The sequence below is a fragment of the Mycobacterium botniense genome, assembly GCF_010723305.1.
Classification (GTDB): Bacteria; Actinomycetota; Actinomycetes; order Mycobacteriales; family Mycobacteriaceae; genus Mycobacterium; species Mycobacterium botniense.
Genome location: NZ_BLKW01000002.1, coordinates 759,387 through 783,227 on the forward strand (window position 1 = coordinate 759,387; position 23,841 = coordinate 783,227).

At 66.5% G+C, this 23,841-nt stretch carries 17 protein-coding genes; 8 read left to right on the plus strand and 9 right to left on the minus strand.

The window, feature by feature from the left end; translation table 11 throughout:
- Nucleotides 1–3: 3 nt before the first annotated feature.
- The gene (locus tag G6N08_RS03860; protein WP_163754537.1) at nucleotides 4–522 is read right to left on the minus strand and encodes a DUF779 domain-containing protein; all 519 of its coding nucleotides are present in this window, start codon (nucleotides 520–522) and stop codon (nucleotides 4–6) included.
- Nucleotides 522–2,045, minus strand: coding sequence for an acetaldehyde dehydrogenase ExaC (gene exaC, locus G6N08_RS03865; protein WP_163754538.1), 1,524 nt, complete (start codon nucleotides 2,043–2,045; stop codon nucleotides 522–524). The genes G6N08_RS03860 and exaC overlap by 1 nt, the downstream gene beginning before the upstream one ends.
- 57 nt (nucleotides 2,046–2,102) lie before the next feature.
- Between exaC and G6N08_RS03870 the strand changes: the two genes are divergently transcribed.
- The 3 genes from G6N08_RS03870 to G6N08_RS03880 all read left to right on the plus strand — a co-directional run bounded on the left by G6N08_RS03870 (nucleotide 2,103) and on the right by G6N08_RS03880 (nucleotide 6,985).
- On the plus strand, nucleotides 2,103–4,151 hold the full coding sequence (locus G6N08_RS03870) for a prolyl oligopeptidase family serine peptidase (protein WP_163754540.1): 2,049 nt from the start codon (nucleotides 2,103–2,105) through the stop codon (nucleotides 4,149–4,151).
- Between the two features lie 110 nt (nucleotides 4,152–4,261).
- A complete protein-coding gene (locus G6N08_RS03875) occupies nucleotides 4,262–4,711 on the plus strand; it encodes a DUF5078 domain-containing protein (protein ID WP_174813247.1) in 450 nt (149 codons plus the stop codon).
- Between the two features lie 408 nt (nucleotides 4,712–5,119).
- On the plus strand, nucleotides 5,120–6,985 hold the full coding sequence (locus G6N08_RS03880; protein WP_163754546.1) for a fatty acyl-AMP ligase: 1,866 nt from the start codon (nucleotides 5,120–5,122) through the stop codon (nucleotides 6,983–6,985).
- 45 nt (nucleotides 6,986–7,030) lie between these two features.
- On the opposite strand, the gene G6N08_RS03885 is transcribed toward G6N08_RS03880, so the two are convergent.
- Both G6N08_RS03885 and G6N08_RS03890 read right to left on the minus strand, forming a co-directional pair.
- On the minus strand, nucleotides 7,031–9,931 hold the full coding sequence (locus tag G6N08_RS03885) for an MMPL/RND family transporter (RefSeq protein WP_163754549.1): 2,901 nt from the start codon (nucleotides 9,929–9,931) through the stop codon (nucleotides 7,031–7,033).
- Complete coding sequence (locus G6N08_RS03890) at nucleotides 9,928–10,359, minus strand: MmpS family transport accessory protein (protein WP_163754552.1); 432 nt, start codon at nucleotides 10,357–10,359, stop codon at nucleotides 9,928–9,930. Before G6N08_RS03890 ends, G6N08_RS03885 begins: the two co-directional genes overlap by 4 nt.
- A 1,082-nt stretch (nucleotides 10,360–11,441) precedes the next feature.
- On the opposite strand from G6N08_RS03890, the gene G6N08_RS03895 reads away from it, so the two are divergent.
- The gene (locus G6N08_RS03895; protein ID WP_163754555.1) at nucleotides 11,442–12,005 is read left to right on the plus strand and encodes a sigma-70 family RNA polymerase sigma factor; all 564 of its coding nucleotides are present in this window, start codon (nucleotides 11,442–11,444) and stop codon (nucleotides 12,003–12,005) included.
- Complete coding sequence (locus G6N08_RS03900) at nucleotides 12,002–12,691, plus strand: anti-sigma factor (RefSeq protein WP_163754558.1); 690 nt, start codon at nucleotides 12,002–12,004, stop codon at nucleotides 12,689–12,691. Before G6N08_RS03895 ends, G6N08_RS03900 begins: the two co-directional genes overlap by 4 nt.
- A 62-nt stretch (nucleotides 12,692–12,753) precedes the next feature.
- Here G6N08_RS03900 and G6N08_RS03905 read toward each other — a convergent pair whose 3' ends face one another.
- Together G6N08_RS03905 and G6N08_RS03910 are read right to left on the minus strand one after the other, a co-directional pair.
- Nucleotides 12,754–13,590, minus strand: coding sequence for a hypothetical protein (locus G6N08_RS03905; protein ID WP_163754562.1), 837 nt, complete (start codon nucleotides 13,588–13,590; stop codon nucleotides 12,754–12,756).
- Nucleotides 13,591–13,929: 339 nt separating this feature from the next.
- Entirely contained in the window at nucleotides 13,930–14,445 is a 516-nt protein-coding gene (locus tag G6N08_RS03910; RefSeq protein ID WP_163754566.1) for a mycothiol transferase, read from the minus strand.
- Nucleotides 14,446–14,623: 178 nt separating this feature from the next.
- On the opposite strand from G6N08_RS03910, the gene G6N08_RS03915 reads away from it, so the two are divergent.
- Both G6N08_RS03915 and G6N08_RS03920 read left to right on the plus strand, forming a co-directional pair.
- Nucleotides 14,624–16,360 (plus strand): N-acyl-D-amino-acid deacylase family protein, encoded by a 1,737-nt coding sequence (locus G6N08_RS03915; RefSeq protein WP_163754570.1) that lies wholly within the window; start codon nucleotides 14,624–14,626, stop codon nucleotides 16,358–16,360.
- Nucleotides 16,361–16,472: 112 nt separating this feature from the next.
- Nucleotides 16,473–16,868 carry a pyridoxamine 5'-phosphate oxidase family protein gene (locus G6N08_RS03920; RefSeq protein ID WP_163754572.1) on the plus strand — a complete coding sequence of 132 codons (396 nt, stop codon included), beginning with the start codon at nucleotides 16,473–16,475 and terminating at the stop codon, nucleotides 16,866–16,868.
- Between the two features lie 61 nt (nucleotides 16,869–16,929).
- Here the strand turns inward: G6N08_RS03920 and G6N08_RS03925 are convergent, their stop codons facing one another.
- The 3 genes from G6N08_RS03925 to G6N08_RS03935 all read right to left on the minus strand — a co-directional run bounded on the left by G6N08_RS03925 (nucleotide 16,930) and on the right by G6N08_RS03935 (nucleotide 21,246).
- Nucleotides 16,930–17,328: a heme-binding protein gene (locus tag G6N08_RS03925; protein ID WP_163754575.1), complete on the minus strand. Its 399-nt coding sequence runs from the start codon at nucleotides 17,326–17,328 to the stop codon at nucleotides 16,930–16,932.
- A 341-nt stretch (nucleotides 17,329–17,669) separates the two neighbouring features.
- Nucleotides 17,670–19,292, minus strand: coding sequence for a chaperonin GroEL (groL, locus tag G6N08_RS03930; protein ID WP_163754578.1), 1,623 nt, complete (start codon nucleotides 19,290–19,292; stop codon nucleotides 17,670–17,672).
- A gap of 241 nt (nucleotides 19,293–19,533) precedes the next feature.
- Nucleotides 19,534–21,246, minus strand: coding sequence for a right-handed parallel beta-helix repeat-containing protein (locus G6N08_RS03935; protein ID WP_163754581.1), 1,713 nt, complete (start codon nucleotides 21,244–21,246; stop codon nucleotides 19,534–19,536).
- A 370-nt stretch (nucleotides 21,247–21,616) separates the two neighbouring features.
- On the opposite strand from G6N08_RS03935, the gene G6N08_RS20225 reads away from it, so the two are divergent.
- Nucleotides 21,617–23,839 carry a PE family protein gene (locus G6N08_RS20225; RefSeq protein ID WP_163753150.1) on the plus strand — a complete coding sequence of 741 codons (2,223 nt, stop codon included), beginning with the start codon at nucleotides 21,617–21,619 and terminating at the stop codon, nucleotides 23,837–23,839.
- The last annotated feature ends 2 nt before the right edge of the window (nucleotides 23,840–23,841 follow it).

Here is a 23,841-nt window from a genome sequence, read left to right on the forward strand (position 1 = left end):
GGTCTACGAGATTACTGGGGCGCGCGGCCCGCCGGCACCCGATATGCCCGGCGCGCCCGCCGGCACCGGGCAGGCATCGGCCGCCTCGGCCACCACCGGAGCGCGCCCGGCGGGCCGCGCACCGCGCGCGTAGTCCGCGCCGGTGATCAGGCCAGCGGTGTGCAGCTGCGCGTTCTCCGCCTCGGTGAAAACCCGCCCGCGGGACAAAAACCGCATGCCCTCCGGCGCTTCCAGGCTGAACCCGCCACCCCGGCCGGGCACCACGTCGATAATCAGCTGGGTATGTTTCCAGGCCTCGAACTGCGGTCCGGAAATCCACACCGGCACACCGTCTGGCCCCACATCGAGCACACCCAACAACACGTCGCGGTCGCCGACGATGAACTCCCCGTCCGGATAACACATCGGCGAGGAACCGTCGCAGCAGCCACCGGACTGATGGAACATCACTGGGCCGTGGCGCTCCTGCAGCTGGTTCAACAGCGCCGCCGCGGCAGCGGTGATCAACACCCGGGCGACCATCAGAACAATCCGAGAGCCTTCTCGGAATAGGACACCATCAGGTTTTTGGTGTGCTGGTAGTGGTCGAGCATCATTTTATGGTTCTCCCGCCCGAATCCCGACTGCTTGTAGCCACCGAACGCGGCGTGGGCCGGGTAGACGTGGTAGCAGTTGACCCATACCCGGCCGGCCTGGATGTCGCGGCCGGCCCGGTAGGCGGTGTTGCCGTCGCGGCTCCACACTCCCGCGCCCAGCCCATAGAGAGTGTCGTTGGCGATGCTGATGGCGTCGTCGTAATCGCGGAACGACGTCACGGCCACCACCGGCCCGAAGATCTCCTCCTGGAAAATGCGCATCGCGTTGTCGCCGGTGAAGATCGTCGGCTGCACGTAGTAGCCGCCGGCCAGGTCGCCGCCCAAATCGGCGCGCTCGCCGCCGGTGATGATCGTGGCGCCCTCGCTTTTGCCGATCTCAATGTAGGACAACACCTTTTCCAGCTGGTCGTTGGAGGCCTGCGAGCCGATCATGGTCTGGGTGTCTAGCGGATCGCCCTGGCGAATGGCTTTCGTGCGGATCGCTGCCAGCTCCAGGAACTCGTCGTAGATGTCGGCCTGGATCAGGCTGCGCGACGGACACGTGCACACCTCGCCCTGGTTGAGGGCGAACATGGTGAACCCTTCCAGCGCCTTTTCCTGGAAGTCGTCGTGTGCGGCCATCACGTCGGAGAAGAAGATGTTGGGGCTCTTACCGCCGAGCTCCAGGGTGACCGGGATGATGTTGTGGCTGGCGTACTGCATGATCAGCCGGCCCGTGGTGGTCTCACCGGTGAACGCGACCTTGGCGATGCGGTTGCTGGAGGCCAGCGCCTTACCGGCCTCGGCGCCGAACCCGTTGACCACGTTGACCACACCCGGCGGCAGCAGGTCGCCGATCAGCGACATCAGGTAGAGAATCGACACCGGTGTCTGCTCGGCGGGCTTGAGCACCACGGTGTTACCGGCGGCGAGCGCCGGCGCCAGTTTCCACGACGCCATCAAGATCGGGAAGTTCCACGGAATGATCTGACCGACAACCCCTAACGGCTCATGGAAGTGATAGGCGACGGTGTGCTCGTCGATTTGCGACAGTGATCCTTCCTGGGCGCGGATCGCGGCAGCGAAGTAGCGGAAATGATCGACCGCCAATGGCAGATCGGCGTTCAGCGCCTCCCGGATCGGTTTACCGTTGTCCCAGACTTCAGCCAGGGCCAGCGCTTCGAGGTTGTCCTCGATGCGGTCGGCGATCTCGTTGAGGATCAGTGCCCGCTTGGCCGGCGCGGTCTTGCCCCAGGCCGGAGCCGCGGCATGCGCGGCATCGAGCGCCTTCTCGATGTCGGCGTCGTCGGAGCGCGGCACCTCGCAGAATATCTGGCCGGTCACCGGTGTCGGGTTCTCGAAGTACCGGCCATGCACGGGCGGCACCCACTCGCCCCCGATAAAGTTGTCGTAGCGGGATTCATACGACATCAGTGCGCCGGTGGAGCCCGGTCGTGCGTAGACGGTCATCGGCTCAGCTCCTCGTTCCTTTGATGTAATACCGCTCACACTACCGCCGCAGCCACAATGACTACATGTCGCATTTCTGGACTTCCAGTGACCGCTGACCAGCTCGACGACCCCTACCTGTGGCTGGAGGACATCACCGGTGAGCAGGCGCTGAACTGGGTGCGCGCACACAACGCGCCCACGCTGAAGGAGTACTGCGATGAGCAGTTCGAGCGGATGCGCGCCGAAGCGCTGGAGGTGCTCGATACCGATACGCGTATCCCCTACGTGCGCCGCCGCGGTGAGTTCCTCTACAACTTCTGGCGCGACGCCGTGCACCCGCGCGGGCTGTGGCGGCGCACCACACTGGACAGCTATCGCAGCGACTCCCCGGACTGGGACGTGCTCATCGACGTCGATCACGTGGGCCGGGTTGACGGCGAGAGCTGGGTGTGGGCCGGCGCCACGGTCCTCGAACCTGACCACACCCGCGCGCTGATCGGCCTGTCGCGTGGTGGCGCCGACGCCGTTGTTATCCGTGAATTCGACATGGTGGCGCGCGAATTCGTCGCCGACGGGTTCGTGCTGCCGGAGGCCAAGACTTATATCAGCTGGGCCGACCCGGACACCGTGCTGGTGGGCACCGACTTCGGTGACGACTCACTGACCGAATCCGGTTATCCGCGACTGGTCAAGCGGTGGCGGCGCGGCCAGCCGCTGGCTGAGGCCGAGACGCTTTTCGAAGGGGCCCGCACCGACGTCATGGTCGCGGCTTCTGTCGACCGCACACCCGGTTTCGAACGCACCCTGCTGCGGCGCGCCCTCGACTTTTTCAATGACGAGGTCTACGAGCTGCGCGGCTCGGAGCTGATCCGTATCGACGCCCCCACCGACGCAACGGTGTCTGTGCATCGGCAATGGCTTTTGATCGAGCTCCGCACCGACTGGGTCACCGGGGCCGCCGAATATAGCGCTGGCTCACTGCTGGCCGCCCCCTATGACGAGTTCCTCGCCGGCACAGCTCACGTGCAAGTCGTGTTCGAACCTGACGAGCACACCTGCCTGCATCAATACGCGTGGACCCGCGATCGGCTGCTGCTGGTCACACTGGCCGACGTGGCCAGCCGTGTCGAGATCGTCACACCCGACGACTGGGTGCGTGAGCCGGTGCCGGGCATTCCCGCGGCAACGAACACGGTGATCGTCGCCGCCGACCACACCGGCGACGAGTTCTACCTCGACTCCAGCGGATTCGACGCGCCGTCCCGGCTATTGCGCGGCACCCCCGGCGAGCCGCTGGAAAACATCAAGTCCGGGCCGGCCTTCTTTGATGCCCGAAACCTCAGTGTGGCACAGTATTTCGCGACTTCCGCAGACGGCACGCCGATCCCGTATTTCGTCGTGCGGCCGGCCGATGCGACTGCGCCGGGGCCGACGCTGCTTTCCGGCTACGGCGGATTCGAGGTGTCGCGAACCCCCGGATACGACGGGGTGCTGGGGCGGCTCTGGCTCAGTCGCGGCGGCACATACGCGCTGGCCAACATCCGCGGCGGTGGCGAATACGGTCCCCGGTGGCACACCCAGGCGATGCGGGCCGGACGGCACAAAGTGGCCGAAGACTTCGCTGCGGTGGCAACCGATCTGGTGAACCGCGGGATTACAACCGTCGGGCAGCTGGGCGCGCAAGGCGGCAGCAACGGCGGCCTGCTGATGGGTGTCATGCTGACCAAATACCCCCAGCTTTTCGGCGCGCTGGTGTGCCATGTGCCGCTGCTGGATATGCGCCGGTTCCATCTGCTCTCCGCCGGGGCGTCGTGGGTCGCCGAATATGGTGATCCGGACAACCCGGCCGATTGGCAGTTCATCGCCGAATACTCGCCCTACCACAATATTTCGGCGGAGGTCCGTTACCCGCCGGTGCTGATCACCACGTCCACCCGCGACGACCGCGTGCATCCGGGGCATGCCCGGAAGATGACCGCCGCGTTGGAGGCGGCGGGGCACCGCGTCTGGTACTACGAGAACATCGAAGGCGGGCACGCCGGTGCGGCCGACAACGCCCAGGTCGCGTTCAACTCGGCGCTGAGCTTTTCGTTTCTGTCGCGAATGCTCACCCCCGGGGACTGAGCCCCGTCAGCGCGGCACCGAGCAATGCCGGCTCGGATTTCATCGGCCGACCTGCACGGACAACAGAACCTCGCCGCCCGTGACGGGTGACGCAGTGTTAGGGTGTGCTTATGATGCGGCATCGAATTCTGCGGACCGGTGCGGCAGCCCTCGCCCTCGGCATCGCCGCTCTGGCATTCCCGAAGACGGCCACAGCCGACTCCACCGAGGACTTCCCGATACCTCGCCGGATGATTACGACCACCTGCACAGCCGAGCAGATACTGGCCGCCGCGCGAGACTATGCCCCGGTGTATTTCGAGCGTTACATGATCGACTACAACAATCACCCCAACGTTCAGCAGGCAGTCCAGGATAAGGTGCACTGGTTTTACTCGTTGTCGCCGGAGGAGCGCCGGAACTACTCGGAGAACTTTTACGCGCCCGTCGCTGACCCGCTGTGGCTGGCCTGGCCGAACCACATGAAGATCTTCTTCAACAACAAGGGCGTGGTCGCCAAGGAGACCGACAACTGCGCGCAGTATCCCCCCGGCGACATGTCGGTGTGGGGCTGGACCTGATTCGCGGGTTGAGCGGACCGCACCAGCTGGTCAGCAAAGCGCCCGATGTGCGGCGAACTCCGGTGACCCGCTGTCCGCTTGTGTGACTTGTGTGAAAAGTGGCGGGTTTAACCTCTCCCGTGCCGGCGATCAACCGAACGTCGGCGTGCGGTGATCGCCCATAAATCCGGCAAACCGCGCCATGCGGAAATCGTCCGACGGCATAACGCGCACCGAGGCCCGTAGCCCCGCGTACCGGCGCGGCGGACACGTCGGGCACATCGGCTTTCCCCAACCCGCCAGCAAACCACCTGACAGCCGAAACGACCTTTTACCCCGGCATGACAGGCCGCTCAGGTGCCCAGACTTTACGGACTTACCCGAGAGGCGGGACACGATCTCTTAGGGTATCTCTTAGAATTTTCACACATGAGCACTTTCGCATGCGATGCCGGTGGCATGCAAAATCCGCCGAGAGCGGAAGACTATCTCGATGCCAATGGTCGCATCGCCCTGCCGGATGGCGTCAGCCTGATCACATTTCTGAACCGCAGCATCACCTATTGCGGCGACGCTGTCGCGTATCGCTACCTGGATTACACCCACCATGCGGAGGGCACCGGCGTCGAGTTGACCTGGGCGGAGGTAGGCACCAAAACGCGCGCAATTGCCGCACGCCTGCAGCAGGTCACATCGCCCGGCGAACGCGTCGCAGTACTGGCACCGCAGGGTTTGGAGTACGTCGTTGGGTTCTTCGCCGCGATTATGGCCGGAAATATCGCCCTGCCGTTATTCGCGCCCGAGTTGCCGGGCCATGCTGAACGTCTCAATGCGATTCTCCAGGACGCACAGCCCACCGTTTTCTTGACGACTGCCGCGGCCAGCGAAGCGGTTCAGGCGTGTGTCCGAATGATCCCGCATGCCCGCAGGCCGCGGGTTATTGCGATCGATGAAATACCGGATTCGGTCGCTGCCACCTTCGCACCTGTCGCACTGGCCACTGACGACATCGCGTACCTGCAATACACCTCGGGCTCAACACGAACCCCGATGGGGGTGGAGATCACTCATCGTGCTGCCGGCACAAACCTGCTGCAGATGATCTTGTCGATCCGGTTGGATAACACCGACATCCATGGTGTGAGCTGGTTGCCGCTCTACCACGATATGGGCCTCATGATGATCGGTTTCCCGGCGCTGTACGGGGGACATCTCACCTTCATGTCGCCGATGGCGTTCGTCCGCAGGCCGCAACGGTGGATTCACGCATTGTCGGCGGGTTCGCGCCGCGGGCGCGTTGTCTCACCCGCACCCAACTTCGCGTTCGAATTGGTCGCACAGCGTGGCCTGCCCGCCGAGGGCGAGAACATCGATTTGAGCAATGTCATCCTGATCAACGGCTCCGAGCCAGTCAAGATCGATTCGATCAACCAGTTCACGAAGGCTTTCGAAGCGTACGGGCTGCCGAAAACGGCGATCAAGCCTTCCTACGGTATGGCTGAGGCGACGCTTTTCGTTTCGACCATCGATCCCAGCGCCGAGGCGACGGCCGTCTACCTCGACCGAGAGCACTTGGGCGCCGGGCACGCTGTGCGCGTCACCCCGGATGATCCCAACGCCGTGGCCTATGTGTCGTGTGGTCGGGTCGCGCGCTGCCAGTGGGCGGTGATCGTCGACCCGCAGACCCGGGCGGAATTACCCGACGGCGAGATCGGTGAGATCTGGTTGCACGGCGACAATATCGGTCGCGGCTACTGGGCGCGGACCGAGGAAACACGGGAAACTTTCGGCAACACGCTGCAGTCGCGGCTGCCGGTCGGCAGCCACGCTGAGGGCGCGCCGATCGATGGGCGGTGGATGCGAACGGGTGATCTCGGTGTGTACCTCGACGGCGAGCTCTACATCACCGGCCGCATCAAGGACCTGATCATCATCGACGGCCGTAATCATTACCCGCAGGACATCGAGGCCACCGCCGCCGCAGCATCACCGGCCGTGCGATCGGGTTATATCGCAGCATTCTCCGTGCCGGCCAACGAGATTCCGGGCACAACACGACACGACCGCGCCGAGAGCCTGGTCATCATCGCCGAGCGAGCACCCGGCGCGGGCCGCGTCGACCCGGAACCGGTGGTCCAGGCCATCCGGGCCGCGGTGTCGCGCCGGCACGGGTTACCGGTGGCAGACATACGACTGGTGACCGCGGGCACGGTCCCGCGCACCACCAGCGGAAAGTTAGCCCGTCGTGCATGCCGCGCCCTCTATCTGAGCGGTCAATTGGGTACGCGCAACTAACGGCGCCGCGGGGTGTTGGCGTGCCGCGCGCGAAAAGCAGGCGCGCTAGGTCCGCGCTTCCGCGAGCTCGCGGCTGATTGCGCGGGCCGGCGCTCCGTGATGCCGGGGAGGCCGGGTGCGTACCCGCTGTGGCCACCAGAACCACCGTCCCAGCAGCGCCGCGATCGACGGCGTCATGAACGAGCGCACGACGAGCGTGTCGAACAGCAGGCCCATGCCGATCGTGGTACCGACCTGGCCGATAACGCGCAGATCGCTGACCACCATGACCATCATGGTGAACGCGAACACCAGGCCGGCCGACGTGACAACAGACCCGCTGCCGCCCATCGCCCGGATGATGCCGGTGTTCAGCCCGGCGTGGATCTCTTCTTTGAATCGCGCCACCAGCAGCAGGTTGTAGTCCGAGCCGACCGCCAACAAGATGATGACCGACATCGCCAGCACCATCCAGTGCACATCAAGCCCGACCAGGTGCTGCCAGATCAGCACCGATAAACCGAAGGCGCTGCCCAGCGACAGCAACACGGTGCCGACGATGACCGCCGCGGCGATCACGCTGCGCGTGATCACCAGCATGACGATGAAAATTAAACACAGCGCCGAGATTCCGGCGATGATCAGGTCGTACATGGCCCCGGTGGACATGTCCTGGTAGATGGGCGCGGTGCCACCGAGGTAGATTTTCGAGCCTTCCAGCGGGGTCGCCTTGATCGCCTCATGCACCGCGTGCTTCATCGGTTCGACGCGCGAAATCCCTTCGGGCGAAGCGGGATCGCCCTCGTGGAAGATGATCATCCGAACCGCGTGACCGTCCGGTGACAGGAACATCTTGATACCGCGCTTGAAATCGGGGTTGTCGAAGGCTTCCGGGGGCAGGTAAAACGAGTCATCGTTTTTCGCCTTGTCGAACGCGTGGCCCATCGCCGACTGGTTTTCCATCATCGCCTTCATCTGATTCTGCAAGCCGCCCATGGTTTGCTGCATAGTCAGCGTGTAGGTCCGCATCGTCTTCATGGTGGCGATCATCGACGGTAACAACGTCAGCATCTGCGGTATCAACGAATCCAGCCGGTCCATATCCGGCAACAGAGTCTGAAAGTCGTCGGTCATCGTGTCGACACCGTCGAGCGCGTCGAAAATCGATCGCAGCGACCAGCAGATGGGAATGTCATAGCAGTGCTTTTCCCAGTAGAAATAGCTGCGAATCGGCCGCCAGAAATCGTCGAAATTCGCGATCTGATCTCGCAAATCCTCGATATCGGCGAACATACCGTGCATCTTGGTGTCCATGCTGTGGGTGGTCTGCGACATCTCGCGCATCAGGCCGAGCATTTTCTCCATCGTGTTGATCATCCGCTGCATGTCATCAGCCATTTTCAGCATGTCGTTCATGCGGTCCAGCATGTACTGCATATTGAGCTGCTGGGTGGTGCCCTGCATGCTGATCGCGAACGGGATCGACGCGTGATCAATTGGGGTGCCTAGGGGCCGGGTGATGGCCTGCACACGCCCGACGCCGGACACCCGGAAAACCGCCTTGGCTACTTTGTCGATGACCAGAAAATCAGCCGGATTGCGCATGTCATGATCGGTTTCCAGCAACAGCAAATCCGGGTTCATCCGGGCCTGGGAGAAATGCCGGTCTGCGGCCGCGTATCCCAGGTTCGCCGGAATATCGGCCGGCATGTAATTGCGATTGTCATAGCCGGGTCGGTAGCTGGGCAACGTGATCAGTCCGATCAACGCGACCGCCACCGTCGCGGCCAGCACCGGCAGCGGCCAGCGCACGACCGCTGCACCGATTTTCCGCCATCCGCGGATCCGCATCGCCCGCTTCGGCTCCAGCAAACCAAAATGACTGGCCACCACCACGACAGACGCCCCCAGGGTGAGGGCGGCGAAGACGACGACCAGCATGCCGATCGCCAGCGGGACACCGAGAGTCTGGAAGTACGGCAGCCGGGTGAAGCGCAGGCAGAAGGTGGCGCCGGCGATCGTCAGGCCCGAGCCGAGGATCACATGACCCGTCCCCCGATACATCGTGTAAAACGCCGATTCGCGATCCTGGCCGAGGGTGCGGGCTTCCTGATAGCGGCCGAACAAGAAGATCGCGTAGTCCGTCGACGCGGCGATCGCCATCATCACCAGCAGGTTGGTGGCGAACGTCGAGAGCCCGATGATTTTGTAGTAGCCCAGAAACGCGACCACGCCGCGGGCCGCCGCCAACTCCAGGAAGACCATTGCCATCACCAGCGCGACCGTGACGATCGAGCGGTAGACGAACAACAGCATGACGATGATGACGACGAAGGTCAGCCCGGTGATCAGCTTGAGGCTGCGGTCGCCGGCGATGCGCTGATCGGCCAGCAGCGGGGCCGCCCCGGTCACATAGGCCTTCAGCCCCGGCGGCGCCGGGACGCTGTTGACGATCTTCTGCACCGCCGCGACGGATTCGTTGGCCAGGCTCTCCCCTTGGTTGCCCGCCAGATACACCTGCACATAGGCGGCCTTGCCGTCAGGGCTCTGCGACCCAGCCGCGGTCAGCGGGTCACTCCAGAAGTCCTGGACGTTTTCGACGTGTTTGGTGTCCGCCCGCAGCTTGGCGACCACCGTGTCGTAGAAGCGGTGCGCGGCGTCGCCGAGGGGTTTCTGACCTTCCAGCACGATCATCGCCGAGCTGTCGGATTTGAACTCATGAAAGTCCTGTCCGACCCGCTTCATCGCGATCATCGACGGCGCATCCTGGGGGCTCATCGACACCGTGCGCATCTTCGCCACCTCGTCCAGTTGAGGGACGAGCACATTAAGCAGGACGGTGATCGCCAGCCAGACCAGGATGATCGGCACCGCCAGCCGGTGAATCCATAACGGCAGACGCGATCGCACCACCTCTACCGGAGCCGGGAGGATGTCGGTGGGCGCGTCGCTCGTCGTCGCGCTCATGCGGATTTCACCAAACAGAAGGTCTGAGCGTTCACGCCGTTGGAGATCCTTTCATCCTTGACCACACCATCGACGGTGATGCGGCAGCCGATGGTGTCGCTGCGGCCCTGCGCCACAATGATGGGGCTCACCGCCGGGTCGGTCGTCGACAATTCCAGCGACCACGGCAGCGGCGCCTTGTCCACCCGCTGGGGTGTGGCGTTGAGATCCAGGTAATTGATGTCCGCCACCGCTCCGTTCGGGCCGAAGATCTCGTAGATCACCACCTTGGGGCGAAACGGTTTGGTGTCTTCGAACCTGACCGACGAGCCCCCAGCGTTGCCGTGCGCACCGAAGTACCCACGAACCCGGTACACCGCGAACCCGGCGATGACGACGACGACGACGATGAGCAACGGCATCCACACCCGCTTGAGAACACCGAACATCGGAAACCACGCCCCTCTTCGCTAGCTTTGGTCGCCGACATCGACGCCGGTACCCGCGCGCTTCCCCCCGCGCCGGCCGACGGAATCGACCAGCGACCCCCGTGCACGCACCGGCGTCATCAGATCGTCCGTTACGTCAGCGGGTCCGCTCAGATGCGGCATGGTTGCGGTTGCCACTGCGATGCGACCTAAAAAGCCTGTCGGCCCATGGTTTTCTCCCCGTGGGCCCGGTCCCTGACATGTCGACCGTCCTCCTCACTGTGGGCATAGCTTAGTCCATCTAACGTAGTGCTCGCTATACATTAGCGTCGCTAATGTCTGAGCGCCACGCGGGTCCCGCGACACTGGCAGCACTGAGCGGATCGCCGTCGGCGCTGGGCGTTCCCGTCGTGATCGACCACGTTGAGCCCGGCGCCGCCACCGATGTGAACGGTTTGCCCGAGTGTTGCGGCCACCGGCCCCTCCCGTACCGCCGAGAAGGAATTTCGCTACGCTAAGTATCGTAGACAGTAGCGTATCTGACGGCGAGCGCAAGGCCGGCCGCATCGGCGTGGTGAGAACCCACGCGATCGCGGTTCAGCGCGCGGATCATGAGGCGGGCCCCACCACCGTTGATGCCCCCAGCCAGGATCCCGCTCCGATACTGTCCGTGAGCTCGCAACGCGGTGTCCGAACGACCAACCGCCGGGGCGTCGGCTGCGAATACCTCGTGACCAAGACCAAGTCGGCGCAGAAGCGGTCACCACACCCCGGTTGACGACACGAAAGGGTGCCAACCATGACACAGATCCAGCCACCGCAGGCCGCAGCTGGCCCGGCACCGATGCACCGTTGTCGCTTTCACATGCCGCCCGGCTCTCGGCGGCCGACGGGCTCGCGCGCGCGGAGGACCTCCTCGCCGGTGCACGCCGGCAGCGCACGTTTGCCCGAAAACGACATCGACACCCGGTGGGGCAACTCCCATTGCGGCAGAAGGCTTTCCGTGCACCACCGACCCGTTCGGCACCGCGATGATCCTCGCGGCTCATGACGGTTGCCGACCAAGCGCAGTGGCGGCACCGCTCGGGATAGGCTACCGCTCGATGATCGAAGTGCCGGGGCAACCACGCGACCTGGACGCCTTGCTGTGCCGGGTAGGGCGGGGCGACTCAGACGCGTTCGCCGCCTTCTACGACCGGACCAAAGCCCGGGTATACGGCGTGGTGACCCGGGTGGTTCGTGATTCCGGCTATAGCGACGAGATCACCCAGGAAGTCTATCTGCAGGTGTGGCGTACCGCGTCGGCATACGACCCCACCAAGGGTTCCGCGCTGGCGTGGGTGCTGACGATGGCGCACCGACGCGCCGTCGACCGGGTACGCGCCGAACAAGCCGGCAGTGTCCGCGAATCGCGTTACGGCGCAGTTAACCTCGACCCGTCGGCTGATGTCGTGGCGGATTCGGTGATCGCCAGCGACGAGCGGCGGCGGGTGAGCGAGTGCCTGAACACGTTAACCGACACGCAGCGCCAGTGCATCGAACTGGCCTATTACGGTGGTTTGACGTATCCCGAAGTGTCGCAGCAGCTAAGGGCTAACCTGTCGACGATCAAATCGCGTATGCGCGAGGCGCTGCGCAGCTTGCGTAAATGCCTGGGTGTGCCATGACCGAGCCCGCGGACTTCGAACTGCTCGAACTGGCCGCGCCGTATGCCCTGCACGCGGTCTCCGACGCGGAGCGGGCCGACATCGAGCGGCGGCTAGCCGCCGCTTCGCCCCCGGTCGCCCAGGCTTTCCGGGACGAGGTCCGCGCGGTCCGCGAGACGATGGCGGCGGTTTCGGCAGCAACCACCGCCGACCCACCGGCGCATCTGCGCGCGCGCATACTGGCTGCGGCCAAGTCGGGAAACCATCGAAATTTCAGTTGGCGCACAGTGTTTTTCGCTGCTGCTGCGTCGATTGTGGTGGGCCTGGCCGCGTTTGGCATCGGGATCGCCTTGCGGCCGTCGCCGGCTCCCCCGGTCGCTGAACAGGTGCTGGCCGCTCCGGATGTCCGTACCGTGTCCGGGGCGTTGGGTTCGGGTACCGCCACGCTGGTGTTCTCACGCGACCGCAATGCGGGTGTGCTGGTGATGAACAATGTCCCGCCGCCGTCACCGGGAAAGGTCTATCAGATATGGCTGGTCAGCACCCACGGGCCGAGGTCGGCGGGAACGATGGGCGCGCTGGCGCCGTCGGCGACCGCTGTGGTGTCCAACCTGAAAGGCTCGACCGCGCTGGCGTTCACCGTCGAACCCGGCCCCGGCTCACCCCAGCCGACCGGGGCGATCCTCGCCACCTTGCCGCTCAGCTGACGGCGCGCATCAGCAGACAATACGCTCGGCACGCACACCGGCAGAAGGCCCGCTCGACGACGCTAGCCGGCTCTGCGTAAGCCGCCCAGCATGGCAACAAACACACCGAACACCACCAGCACACCGCCCGCGGCCAGGGTGAGGTTCAGCCATTGGTGCAGGCTGTTTTCCGCGGTGCCGGTCATCGCCTCGGCGATCAGGCGGATATCACCGAAGGCGTGGTCGAGCGCGTCGTTGATGTAGCGCTGGGCCACCTCGATGCCTGCCCAGCCCGCCGCGCCCGCCAGCAGCGCCGAAACACCGTGGCTGCTGAGCGCCTTCCCACGGCTCCGCGCGACGGCCAGCGTCAGCAGCGCGCTGACACCGGTCAGCACCGTCGCGCCGACACTCAGCCATGGGCCCCAGGCGGTAAGCGGGCGTAGTTTTCCGGCTCGCAACCTTTTCGGCATGTCAACCGTCAACGGGACGGTCACCGTCGCGGGCACCTGGAGGTGGAAAACGTTCCACAACTCTGCGAAGGTGCGGTCGCGCAGCATCGGGGCCACATCGACCACCCAATCCTGCCCCGGCGGCGCGCCGGCGAAAATCCAGGCGTGTGCGGTCCTGTTTGCCTGCGCGAACTGCACCGGAAATTGCGGGCTCGCGGTGTATGCGCCGGCCACACCCTGCACCAGCGAACTGTCGACGGTATAACCCCGGTTAGTGATGAGTTCCATTGCACGAGTGGATAGTTCAGATGCCATCGCCGACCGCAAGGCGGGGTCAGCAGCAGCGTGTTGAGCCATCGCCGCGTAACCGTCGGCGTCGACGACATTTTTCTGCGCCCATGCGATGGGGATCGTCACTGCCAGCGCCACCGTGGTGGCCAGCCATAACAGCACCGTCGCCGCGAACCGCACGCCGCCCTCCTCACGCACACATGATGGCGCGTCCCGTGGCAGAACCTACCGACCGCGGGCGCTCTTCGGCGGTACGACGCGGCCACCGGCACCCATCCGGGGGCCGGCTCCGTGGGCCCGGTGTGCTGCGAGGCTGGGCCGCGCCGACACCGGTCCGGGGCTCGACGACCGCCTCGACGCGGGCAGAACGTGCGCGGTCCTGCTGATTGCACCGCAATCACACTGCAGCGCAACGTCTTGAGCACGCCTGACGTCGTGTGAGAGATCGAGGCGATCCCGTGCCGCGTGGACCGCCGATGGCGCCCGGGCACAGCAGGGCGGCGGCGGTTCGCAACCCTCCTACCCGAGGATCCCCCGCACGTAGGCGGCTTGCCCGAGGTGCTGCGCGCAGTCGTCGATAATGCTGACCAGCCGCACACTGGCCGTCACCGGCGGATCCCAGCGCCGGTCGACGATGCGGGACAGTTCGCCAGCACTGATGCCGGCAATGTAGTCCAGGGTCAGCGTGTGCACTGCGTGGTAGTACCCGGAGAGCAGTTCGGCGGGGGCACGCACCTTGGCCACATCCTGCGCGCTGTGCCCGTAGCCGGTGTCCTCACGCGGCAGCGGTAACGCGAACCTGTCGACCCAGCCGTCGCGGGTCCACACCTGCTCGACACCGGCGATATCAGCGACCTGCGCATCCTGCACCCGGGCGCTGTGCCAGATCAGCCACGCGATGCTGTTCGCGCGCGCAGCCGGCCGGTAGCCGGACATTTCGGCGGTCAACCCGTCGGTGAGCTCGTCGACGTGTTCGATCAGCCGGGTGAACGCGTCGCGGAGCACCTCCCGGGCTGCGGCGGCGGTATCGGCCATACCGCGACATTACGGGCCACCCCCAGCCCCGGGAAAGACGGGTTCAGCGGTTGTCGCCATCGGGCGGGAGTCAGGGTCGCCGGCCGCACCTGCAGCGGCCCGGGCGGCGCAGGGGCTGCCGCGACGGTCACGCGATTGATCCTGGCACCCGCCCCCGGCACGGTCGTAGATTGTTGAGGTGAGCTACGACCTGGTGATCCGCAACGGCAACATCGTCGACGGGTTAGGGGGTGAGCCGTACGTCGGCGACGTGGCCGTCAAAGACGGCGTCATCGTCGCGCTCGGCGCGCCGGGAGGCGTCGACGGCAGCGGTATCCGGGAGATCGACGCCACCGGGCTGCTGGTCACCCCGGGCTTTGTCGATCTGCACACCCACTACGACGGCCAGTCCATCTGGTCGGATCGGCTGAACCCCTCCTCGGCGCACGGGGTGACGACCGTGGTGATGGGCAACTGCGGGGTGGGTTTCGCGCCGTGCCGTCACGAAGACCACGACGTGCTGGTCGACGTGATGGCCGGTGTCGAGGACATTCCCGGGGTCGTGATGACCGACGGCCTGCCGTGGACCTGGGAAACCTTCCCCGAATACCTGGATGCGCTCGATGCGGGCAAACGCGATATCGATGTGGCCGTCTACCTGCCGCACTCGCCGCTGCGGGTGTACGCGATGGGCCAACGCGGCGCCGATCGTGAACCCGCCACGCCCGAAGACCTGGCCACGATGCGGGCCCTGGCCCGGGAGGCCATCGAGTGCGGCGCGCTGGGTTTTGCCTCGTCGCGGCTGATGATTCACAAGACCGCGAGCGGGGCGCCGATCCCAAGTTACGACGCCGCCCGCGAGGAGATCCTCGAGATCGCCAAGGGCGTCGTCGACGGCGGCGGCGGGCTGATCCAGTTCGTGCCCGACGTTCCCGCCGGCGGGTATCAGCCGGTGCTGCAGCAGGTGTTCGATGTCGCCGAGGACGTCGGCCTGCCGGTGACGTACACCCTGGCGATCGGCAACGCCGGCGAGCCGACGTGGCCGGATGCGATCACGATGACCGAGAACGCCAACAAGAGGGTGGGCGCGGGCTCGTTCACCGCCCAGTTGTTACCGCGCCCGATCGGGCTGGTGATCGGGCTGGAGCTGAGTGCCCACCCGTTCGTGCTCTACCCCAGCTACCATGAGATCGCTGACCTGCCGTTGCCTGAACGCGTCGCCGAGATGCGTAAACCCCAAGTGCGCGAACGGATTCTGGCCGACAAGCCGGGGCAGGGTCACCCGCTGATCTATCTGGCGCAGGCCTGGAACTGGATTTTCCCGCTGGGCGACGAGCCCAATTACGAGCCGCGGCACTCCGACAGCATCGCCGCCCGGGCCCGCGCTCGCGGTGTCCGACCGATCGAGGAGGCCTACGACCGGCTGCTCGACGACGACGGGCACGCCATGCTGCTCGTCACCACAAGCAATTTCGAGAACTATTCGCTGGACACCGTCGGCGCGTTGCTGCACCGCGATGATGTGGTGCTGGGTCTGGGCGACGGCGGTGCGCACTACGGAATGATCTGTGACGCCAGCTACCCGACCTACCTGCTGGCGTACTGGGCGCGTGACCGGGCCTCCGGGCGGTTCTCGGTGCCTGAAGCGGTCCGCGAGCTCACCTCGGTGCCGGCCCGGGTGGCGGGGTTGGGTGACCGCGGGCGGGTCGCCGTGGGCTACAAGGCCGACCTCAACGTCATCGACCACGCGGGGCTTCGCCTGCACAAGCCGGTGATCACCTATGACCTGCCCGCTGGCGGGCGCCGGCTCGACCAGACCGCCGACGGCTATGTCGCCACCATCGTCTCCGGTCAGGTGATCGCCGAGAACGGCGTGCCCACAAATGCCCGTCCGGGCAGGCTGATCCGCGGCCGGCGACCGGTGCCGACCGGGTAGGTCGCCGTCGGCGCACCGGCGGTATCCCACCCGGACGTTGATGACCGTGACCGGTGCGGTCGGCTCCCCGGGCCCTACACCGCGCGCCGGCGACGAGACCTAGGATGGTGATGTGGGCGCGACGAACGTTGACCTCGACCGTCTGGAAGCCGCCCTGCATGACTACGGGTTTGCCTACCTCCTCACCGTCGGCGACGACTATCACGTGCACACGGTGACAGTCGAGCCGGTACTGCGCGGCGGTGTCGTGGAAGTCGGGTTGATCGGGGGGCGTACCCGCAAAAACCTCACCAACCGCGGCGAGGCCACTCTGCTCTGGCCCCCGCGTGAGCCGGGTGGCTACTCGCTCATCGTGGACGGGCGGGCCCGGATCACCGGCTCAGATGACGAGACCGTTCAGCTTGCGATCACCCCGACCCGCGCGCTGTTGCACCGCAACGCCGATCCGAATTCCGCTGCAGCCGCCAAAGGCTGCCTGCATGACTGTGTGGTGCTTTCTGGGCGCTGACCGTCCCGGTGGACTGCCCGATCCAGAGTTGCCCGCCGACCCGGACCCACCCCCGATACCATCACCCGGTCAGGGCGTCGACGAGTGCAGCCAACTGCGCCGGGGACACCGACGTGTTGCACTGGCTGCGCAGGTCGGTCAGCGGCCGTGCGATGTTCTGCAGGTCCAGGAACTCGCTGGGGTGGGCCACAAAATAGCCGCGCACCGATGAGCGCGCCTCCGCCGGCGACTGGTTGACCGCCGCGGTCAGCACATTGTTGGCATCCGGGTGGTTGTCCAGATATCCGCCGGCCGCGCTGAGCACTCCGCTGGCCGTGGTCGCGAACCCGCTGGCTGTGCACGGCGCGGGCGCGGCATCAGCTGTTGACGAGACGGTGGCCGCCGCGGCCACAACGCCAAGAACACCCAAGGCTACTGTGCTCCACGCGAAGCGCCCTACCCAAGTCGCGGACGATTTCATAGCCGTGGTCCCTTCGTCCAGGTTTTTCGGGGGAATCCTGCAGTAACTCCCCCGTCAACGTACAACAACCCGGCACATCACCTCCGCGCCAAGGCGTCCCAGACCGTGTGCCCGTCCGGACTATTGCGGTTCGACCGACGCGCGGGCCGGGATCCGCAAAACGCGCCGAGTGTGCGGTTCGTTGATCCGGCTGATGGCAAACCGCCACGACTGATGATCGCCGCAGCCTGCCTTGGCGACGACAAACCCGATCCCGCGAAGGGATCGGGTTTGTCGTGAGCTAAGGACTTCTGTTGGGTTGTCCCGTTTGCCCGCGCGCCGCAGCGCGCATTGCCGGCCGACTAGAAGTCCATGTCGCCCATACCACCGCCGCCCGGGGTCGCCGCCTTCTCCTTCTCCGGCTTGTCGGCGACGACGGCCTCGGTGGTCAGGAACAGCCCCGCGATCGACGCCGCATTCTGCAGCGCTGACCGGGTCACCTTGACCGGGTCGGCAACACCGGCGGCGAGCAGATCCTCGTATTCCCCGGTCTGGGCGTTCAGGCCGTGGCCTGCAGGCAGGTTGCGCACCTTCTCAGCGACCACGCCCGGCTCCAGCCCGGAATTCGCCGCGATCTGCTTCAGCGGGGCCTCCAGCGCCACCTTGACAATGTTGGCGCCGGTGGCCTCGTCACCCTCGAGCTTGAGCTCATCCAGCGCCGGCGCGGCCTGCAGCAGCGTCACACCCCCGCCGGCGACGATGCCCTCCTCGACGGCGGCCTTGGCGTTGCGCACCGCGTCCTCGATGCGGTGCTTGCGCTCCTTGAGCTCCACCTCGGTGGCGGCCCCGGCCTTGATCACCGCGACGCCGCCGGCCAGCTTGGCCAGCCGCTCCTGCAGCTTCTCCCGGTCGTAGTCGGAGTCGCTGTTCTCGATCTCGGTGCGGATCTGGGCCACCCGCCCGGCGATGGCGTCGGGGTCACCGGCACCCTCGACGATGGTGGTCTCATCCTTGGTGACCACGACCTTGCGGGCCCGGCCCAGCAGCGACAGATCGGCGTTCTCCAGGGTGAGGCCGACCTCCTCGCTGATCACCTGGCCGCCGGTGAGGATCGCCATATCCTGCAGCATCGCCTTGCGGCGGTCACCGAAGCCGGGAGCCTTGACCGCCACCGACTTGAAGGTGCCGCGGATCTTGTTGACCACCAATGTCGACAGCGCCTCGCCCTCGACATCCTCGGCGATGACCAGCAGCGGCTTGCCGGACTGGATCACCTTCTCCAGCAGCGGCAGCAGATCCTTGATGGCCGACACCTTGGAGCTGACCAGCAGAATGTAAGGATCTTCGAGGACAGCTTCCTGACGCTCGGCGTCGGTGACGAAGTAGCCCGAGATGTAGCCCTTGTCGAAGCGCATACCCTCGGTGAGCTCCAGCTGCAGGCCGAAGGTGTTGGATTCCTCGACGGTGATCACACCCTCGTTGCCGACCTTGTCCATGGCCTCGGCGATCAAGTCGCCGATCGACTGGTCACCGGCGGAGATGGCCGCGGTGGCCGCGATCTGCTCTTTGGTCTCGACCTCCTTGGCGGTCTTGAGCAGCGTTTCGGTGACTTTTTCGACGGCTTTCTCGATTCCGCGCTTCAAACCCAGCGGGTTGGCACCGGCGGCCACGTTACGCAGACCCTCGTGCACCAGTGCCTGTGCCAGCACGGTGGCCGTCGTCGTACCGTCGCCGGCGACATCGTCGGTCTTCTTGGCGACTTCCTTGACCAGCTCAGCGCCGATTTTCTCGTAGGGGTCCTCCAACTCGATCTCCTTGGCGATGGACACACCATCGTTGGTGATCGTGGGAGCGCCCCACTTCTTCTCCAGGACGACGTTGCGGCCCTTGGGGCCCAGCGTCACCTTTACCGCGTCGGCGAGGCTGTTCAAACCCCGCTCGAGGCCCCGGCGGGCCTCTTCGTCGTACGCAATTATCTTGGCCATTGCGAAGTGCTTCCTCCGGATAGCGGATGACACGTCTGTGGCCGGGTGCAGTGCCCGCGACGGACGACCCTGAGCTGGGTCTCACCGTCCCGACCTAGCACTCACCGGTCGCGAGTGCCAACTGCATTCTTAGCACTCGGCCAGGGCGAGTGCAAGGCAACCGGGCAGCGGGATTGACTGATTGATTGGGCAGACTGCGATCACGTCGCTGGTTGCGCCACCGGATCCCGCGCCTGCCGCGTCAGGAAACGGGGGATCCCGGCACGGGATATGGCGGCTGGGTGACCGGGTTGGTGGGGCACCACGGGTTTTGCGGCACACCCACACACGGGTCGGGCATGCTCGGCTGTGGCGGTAACGGCATCATCTGGACCACCGTCTGCTTCGGGTAGTTCGTGAACGGGGTGGTCGGGCACGGGCCAAACTCCTGCGAGGCACACAGCAGCCCCACACCGAGGATGCTGGGCAGCGGTGCGCCGAAATCCGGGATCCCGCAGATGTTGTGCGGGAAGAACTGCAGAAGCGGCGGGGCGGTGGTGACCTGTTTGGTGCCGACCTGGATGCTCTTGGCGTTGACGGCCGCACCCGAGCTGTCGACGTTGCCGTGAAAGCAGTTGCCGGGAATGTGGAGGTTGGACATCTCCGCGAGGTCGCCGTTACTCGGGTTGCCGAAGGTGCCGTTGTCGCTCACCGTGTTGTTGGCGACCTCGTTGCCCCAGTCGTCGTAGTAGCAGAAATGCAGCACCCGGGCACCGACGCCGCCATGGCAGTTGGAGGAGTAGGACACGTAGGCGCGGGTGGAGACATCCGGAGCCAGCAGCACGCCCCACGACCCGTTGTTGTAGATGGTGTTGTCGACGATGGTGTCGAACCGGCCCCCCGAGACCAGGACCCCGGTCCCGATGGGAACGTGGGCGGGTTCGCCGACAGCGGGCACGTTGGGGTTGTTGTTGTCGTGCACCGAGTTGTGCCAGAACACCCAGCACGAATGCGTCCCGGTCGGGCCGGTCCCGTTATTGGGGCACGAGCCGTCCTGGGGCGATGGCGGGTCGGCGTCGTTTTGGCTGTTGGTGGAGAACCCCGCTCTGTTGTTGTTGAACTCGGAGTACTGGATGACCAGATTCCCGCCGGAGTTGGTTCCCGCATAGCCCTCGGCCGAGTTTTCGGCGTGGGCATGGTCGAGGATCGAGTTGCAGTTCGGGCAGGCGCCGATATAAAACGCCGAGTCGCTCTGGTTGTTGGCGTACACCTGCGTGAACAGTCCCGGCCCGTAGGTGTTGTTGGCGAAGAGCCCGTAGGTGGCCGTCGGCTGGCTGGCGCCGGCCCAATACGTCGAGGTCGCCGACAGGTACGCGCCGCGCCAACTTCCAATGTTGAATGTGCCGGTCTCATGGCCGCCGTTAAACCAGATCTCATTACCGCCCGCGCCAGCATTGGGTGCGGACAGGAAGTTGCAGACGGTCATGTTCTCGATGCTGACCCCGTTGACCTCGTAGACCTGGATACCCTGTCGCCCTTTGTTACCCGGGCCGATGTTCTGGTCGGCCGGCGCGGAGCTGCACTGCGGCGCCCCCGGATTGGTGCCGTCGAGCACGACGGTGTTGCGGTCCATGCCGCGGATCCAGATGTTGGGCGTGGTCACCAGCACGGCACTCCCCGGTGTGGTATCAGGCAGCCCCGGGGGCACGCGATTGCCGGTCTCGTGATAGTCGCCGGGTCCAATCAGTATCCAGTCCCCGGGTCGGGCGGCGTCGACTGCCGCCTGGATGCTCGAGAACTGCCCGGGAATCCCGTGATAAGTGCCGACACGCCACACCGCGGTCGCGGCGGTCGGAGCAGCCCCGGCCACACCCACACCGCCGACGACCAGCACGCACACTCCCCCCACGGCACCAGCGCGCCACCACCAGCGCATCGGCGTCATGCTGGTGCGATACTTCTCGCGGGTCGGCATGCTCTATTCCTCGGTTGGCACTATTCCTCGGTTGGCGCTATTCCTTGGTTGGCACTCCTCGCTTGACTGAAGTATGCTTCCGGCACTTCAGTAACGTCAGCAACGTTGATTAACTTTCGTCGCAGCGAGGACACGGCGCGGTTACCGTTTCGCCTCGATTGCGGCACCGGGCGGTGACTGCGGCGGGCAGGACCCGGGGTTCTGCTAGCCGTCGGGCCCCGCCGCCCATCCGCTCGGTGAGCGTGTGGCTCGCCGACGCTGAGGTCCCCTCCGCTCAGCCCGATCGCGCTGATCGACACCTGCGCAGCGTCAGAGCAGATTATGCTCAGCGCAGCAGGTCAGCGGTTTGCTATGTGGAAGGTGCCCACCCATGGCAAAAAACTCCCACCGGCGGGGCTTTTCCGCTACGCGCGGTGTCAGACGATTTGCCGGAGCCGGCACCACAGCCGCCGGTGCGATGGCCGCAGCGGTGCTGGCCCCGGCGATTCCGCCGGCCGACGCCGATGTGCTCGATCTGATTCTCGACCCGCTGATCAGCATGGCGGCGGCCGGCTCCGGGATTCCCGATGTGGTCGGGCCGGCCACCGATACGGCGGCCGCCGTCCCCGCATCCACGCTCTACCCGGTGGATTCGGCGCTGGTCTATACCGTCGGCGTCCTCAACAGCACGGTTAACGGGCTGGTCCAGGAGTGGATCACCGGCCCGGTCGGCCAAGCGCTGGATCCGATTATCAACGCGCCCACGGTGTTTTTGTTTGGGCGGGATTTGATCGGCAACGGCATCAACGACTTCAGCGGGGCCAACGATTCACTATTCGGTGGTTCGGGGATTTTCGGCAATCTCAGCGATGGTGGCTTCCTTGCCGGAAACGGGGGAACCGGGACCACCGGGGTGACGGGGGTCGACGGCGGGGCCGGCGGGGTCGGCGGCTCGGCCGGACTGATCGGCGACGGTGGCACGGGCGGAGCCGGCGCTCCCGGTGCTCCGGGCGGAGACGGCGGCACCGGCGGACTGTTGCTGGGCAACGGTGGTAACGGCGGCGCCGGTGGTGCCGCCGCGGTCGACGGCGGCACCGGCGGCACCGGCGGTGACGGCGGAGCCGCTGGGTTGTTCGGCAACGGCGGTATCGGGGGGGCCGGCGGGGCCGGCGCGACGGGGACACCAGGTCCGGAAGGCACGCCCGGTGCTGACGGCGTCAGCGGTGTTCACGGCGGTGCGGGCGGGCCCGGCGGCAGCGGCGGAGCCGGCGGGACCGGAGGGACCGGAGGTCTCGGGGGACCCGGCGGTAACGGCGGGGCCGCCGGGTTGATTATCGGTGACGGCGGCACCGGCGGCACCGGCGGTAACGGCGGCGACGGCGGTGCCGGGGGCCTCGGCGGTACCGGGGGTGTGGGCGGAGCCGGATATGACGGTGGCAGCACCGCTGCCGGCGGCACCGGCGGGGCCGGCGGATATGGCGGGGCCGGCGGCACCGGCGGGGACGGCGGTAACGGCGGGGCCGGCGGCAACGGCGGGGCCGGCGGCCTATTCGGCAACACCGGGGCCGGCGGCGGCGGCGGTCACGGCGGATATGGCGGGGCCGGCGGGGACGGCGGGCTCGGCGGCACCGGCGGGGCCGGCGGGGCCGGCATCACCGCCGGAAATGGCGGGGGCGGCGGTCAGGGCGGAAACGCCGGGGCCGGGGGGGCCGGCGGCACCGGCGGGTCTGCGGGCCTGGGTACACCCATCGGCCACCTCGGCGGGAACGGTGCTGCCGGCGACAGCGGCAACGGTGGCGACGGCGGGGCCGGCGGGCTCGGCGGCGCCACCGCCGTGACCGGTGGTACTGGCGGCACCGGCGGTACCGGCGGGGCCGGCGGCGAAGGTGCCGCCGGCGGGCTCGGCGGCGAAGGTGGGGCCGGCGGCGAAGCAACCGGTAACGGCGGCACCGGCGGAACCGGCGGAAATGGCGGTGACGGGGGCACCGGCAGCGTCGTCGGCGGCGCCGGGGGCACCGGCGGAACCGGCGGCGACGCAACGGGCACTGGCGGCACCGGCGGCACCGGCGGAAATGGGGGCACCGGAGGCGTCGGCGACGTCAACGTCGCCGGCGCCGGCGGCACCGGAGGCGCCGGGGGTCAAGCGACCGGCATCGACGGCACCGGCGGACATGGCGGTAACGGCGGCACCGGCGGCACCGGCGGGACGGCGGTCACCGGCGGGCTCGGCGGCACCGGCGGGGCCGGGGGCCAGGCGACCGGGACGGGCGGCACCGGTGGACATGGCGGTAACGGCGGCACCGGCGGCACCGGCGGCACCGGTACCACGCTCGGCGCCGACGGTGGTATGGGCGGTACCGGCGGCGTCGGCGGCACCGGTACCGCTGTCGGGGGTGACGGCGGCACCGGCGGCACCGGCGGCACCGGCGGTGCCGCCACCGAATCCAGCGGTATCGGCGGCACGGGCGGCACCGGCGGCACGGGTGGCCACGGAGGCACCGGCAACGGCGTGGCCGGGGAGCCCGGCCAGGCCGGTCAGCCCGGAGTGACGCCCACCGACGCAACCGGCGGCGCCGGCGGGGACGGCGGGGCTGGCGGGACCGGGGGCAGCTAAAG

Coding starts and splice junctions, on each gene's coding strand:
- G6N08_RS03880 (WP_163754546.1), top strand. CDS start 5,120: ATGAGCACTTTCGCATGCGATGCCGGTGGCATGCAAAATCCGCCGAGA.
- G6N08_RS03935 (WP_163754581.1), bottom strand. CDS start 21,246: ATGCCGACCCGCGAGAAGTATCGCACCAGCATGACGCCGATGCGCTGG.
- G6N08_RS03885 (WP_163754549.1), bottom strand. CDS start 9,931: ATGAGCGCGACGACGAGCGACGCGCCCACCGACATCCTCCCGGCTCCG.
- G6N08_RS03925 (WP_163754575.1), bottom strand. CDS start 17,328: ATGAAATCGTCCGCGACTTGGGTAGGGCGCTTCGCGTGGAGCACAGTA.
- G6N08_RS03910 (WP_163754566.1), bottom strand. CDS start 14,445: ATGGCCGATACCGCCGCCGCAGCCCGGGAGGTGCTCCGCGACGCGTTC.
- groL (WP_163754578.1), bottom strand. CDS start 19,292: ATGGCCAAGATAATTGCGTACGACGAAGAGGCCCGCCGGGGCCTCGAG.
- G6N08_RS03870 (WP_163754540.1), top strand. CDS start 2,103: ATGACTACATGTCGCATTTCTGGACTTCCAGTGACCGCTGACCAGCTC.
- exaC (WP_163754538.1), bottom strand. CDS start 2,045: ATGACCGTCTACGCACGACCGGGCTCCACCGGCGCACTGATGTCGTAT.
- G6N08_RS03895 (WP_163754555.1), top strand. CDS start 11,442: ATGATCGAAGTGCCGGGGCAACCACGCGACCTGGACGCCTTGCTGTGC.
- G6N08_RS03860 (WP_163754537.1), bottom strand. CDS start 522: ATGGTCGCCCGGGTGTTGATCACCGCTGCCGCGGCGGCGCTGTTGAAC.
- G6N08_RS03890 (WP_163754552.1), bottom strand. CDS start 10,359: ATGTTCGGTGTTCTCAAGCGGGTGTGGATGCCGTTGCTCATCGTCGTC.
- G6N08_RS03875 (WP_174813247.1), top strand. CDS start 4,262: ATGATGCGGCATCGAATTCTGCGGACCGGTGCGGCAGCCCTCGCCCTC.
- G6N08_RS20225 (WP_163753150.1), top strand. CDS start 21,617: ATGGCAAAAAACTCCCACCGGCGGGGCTTTTCCGCTACGCGCGGTGTC.
- G6N08_RS03900 (WP_163754558.1), top strand. CDS start 12,002: ATGACCGAGCCCGCGGACTTCGAACTGCTCGAACTGGCCGCGCCGTAT.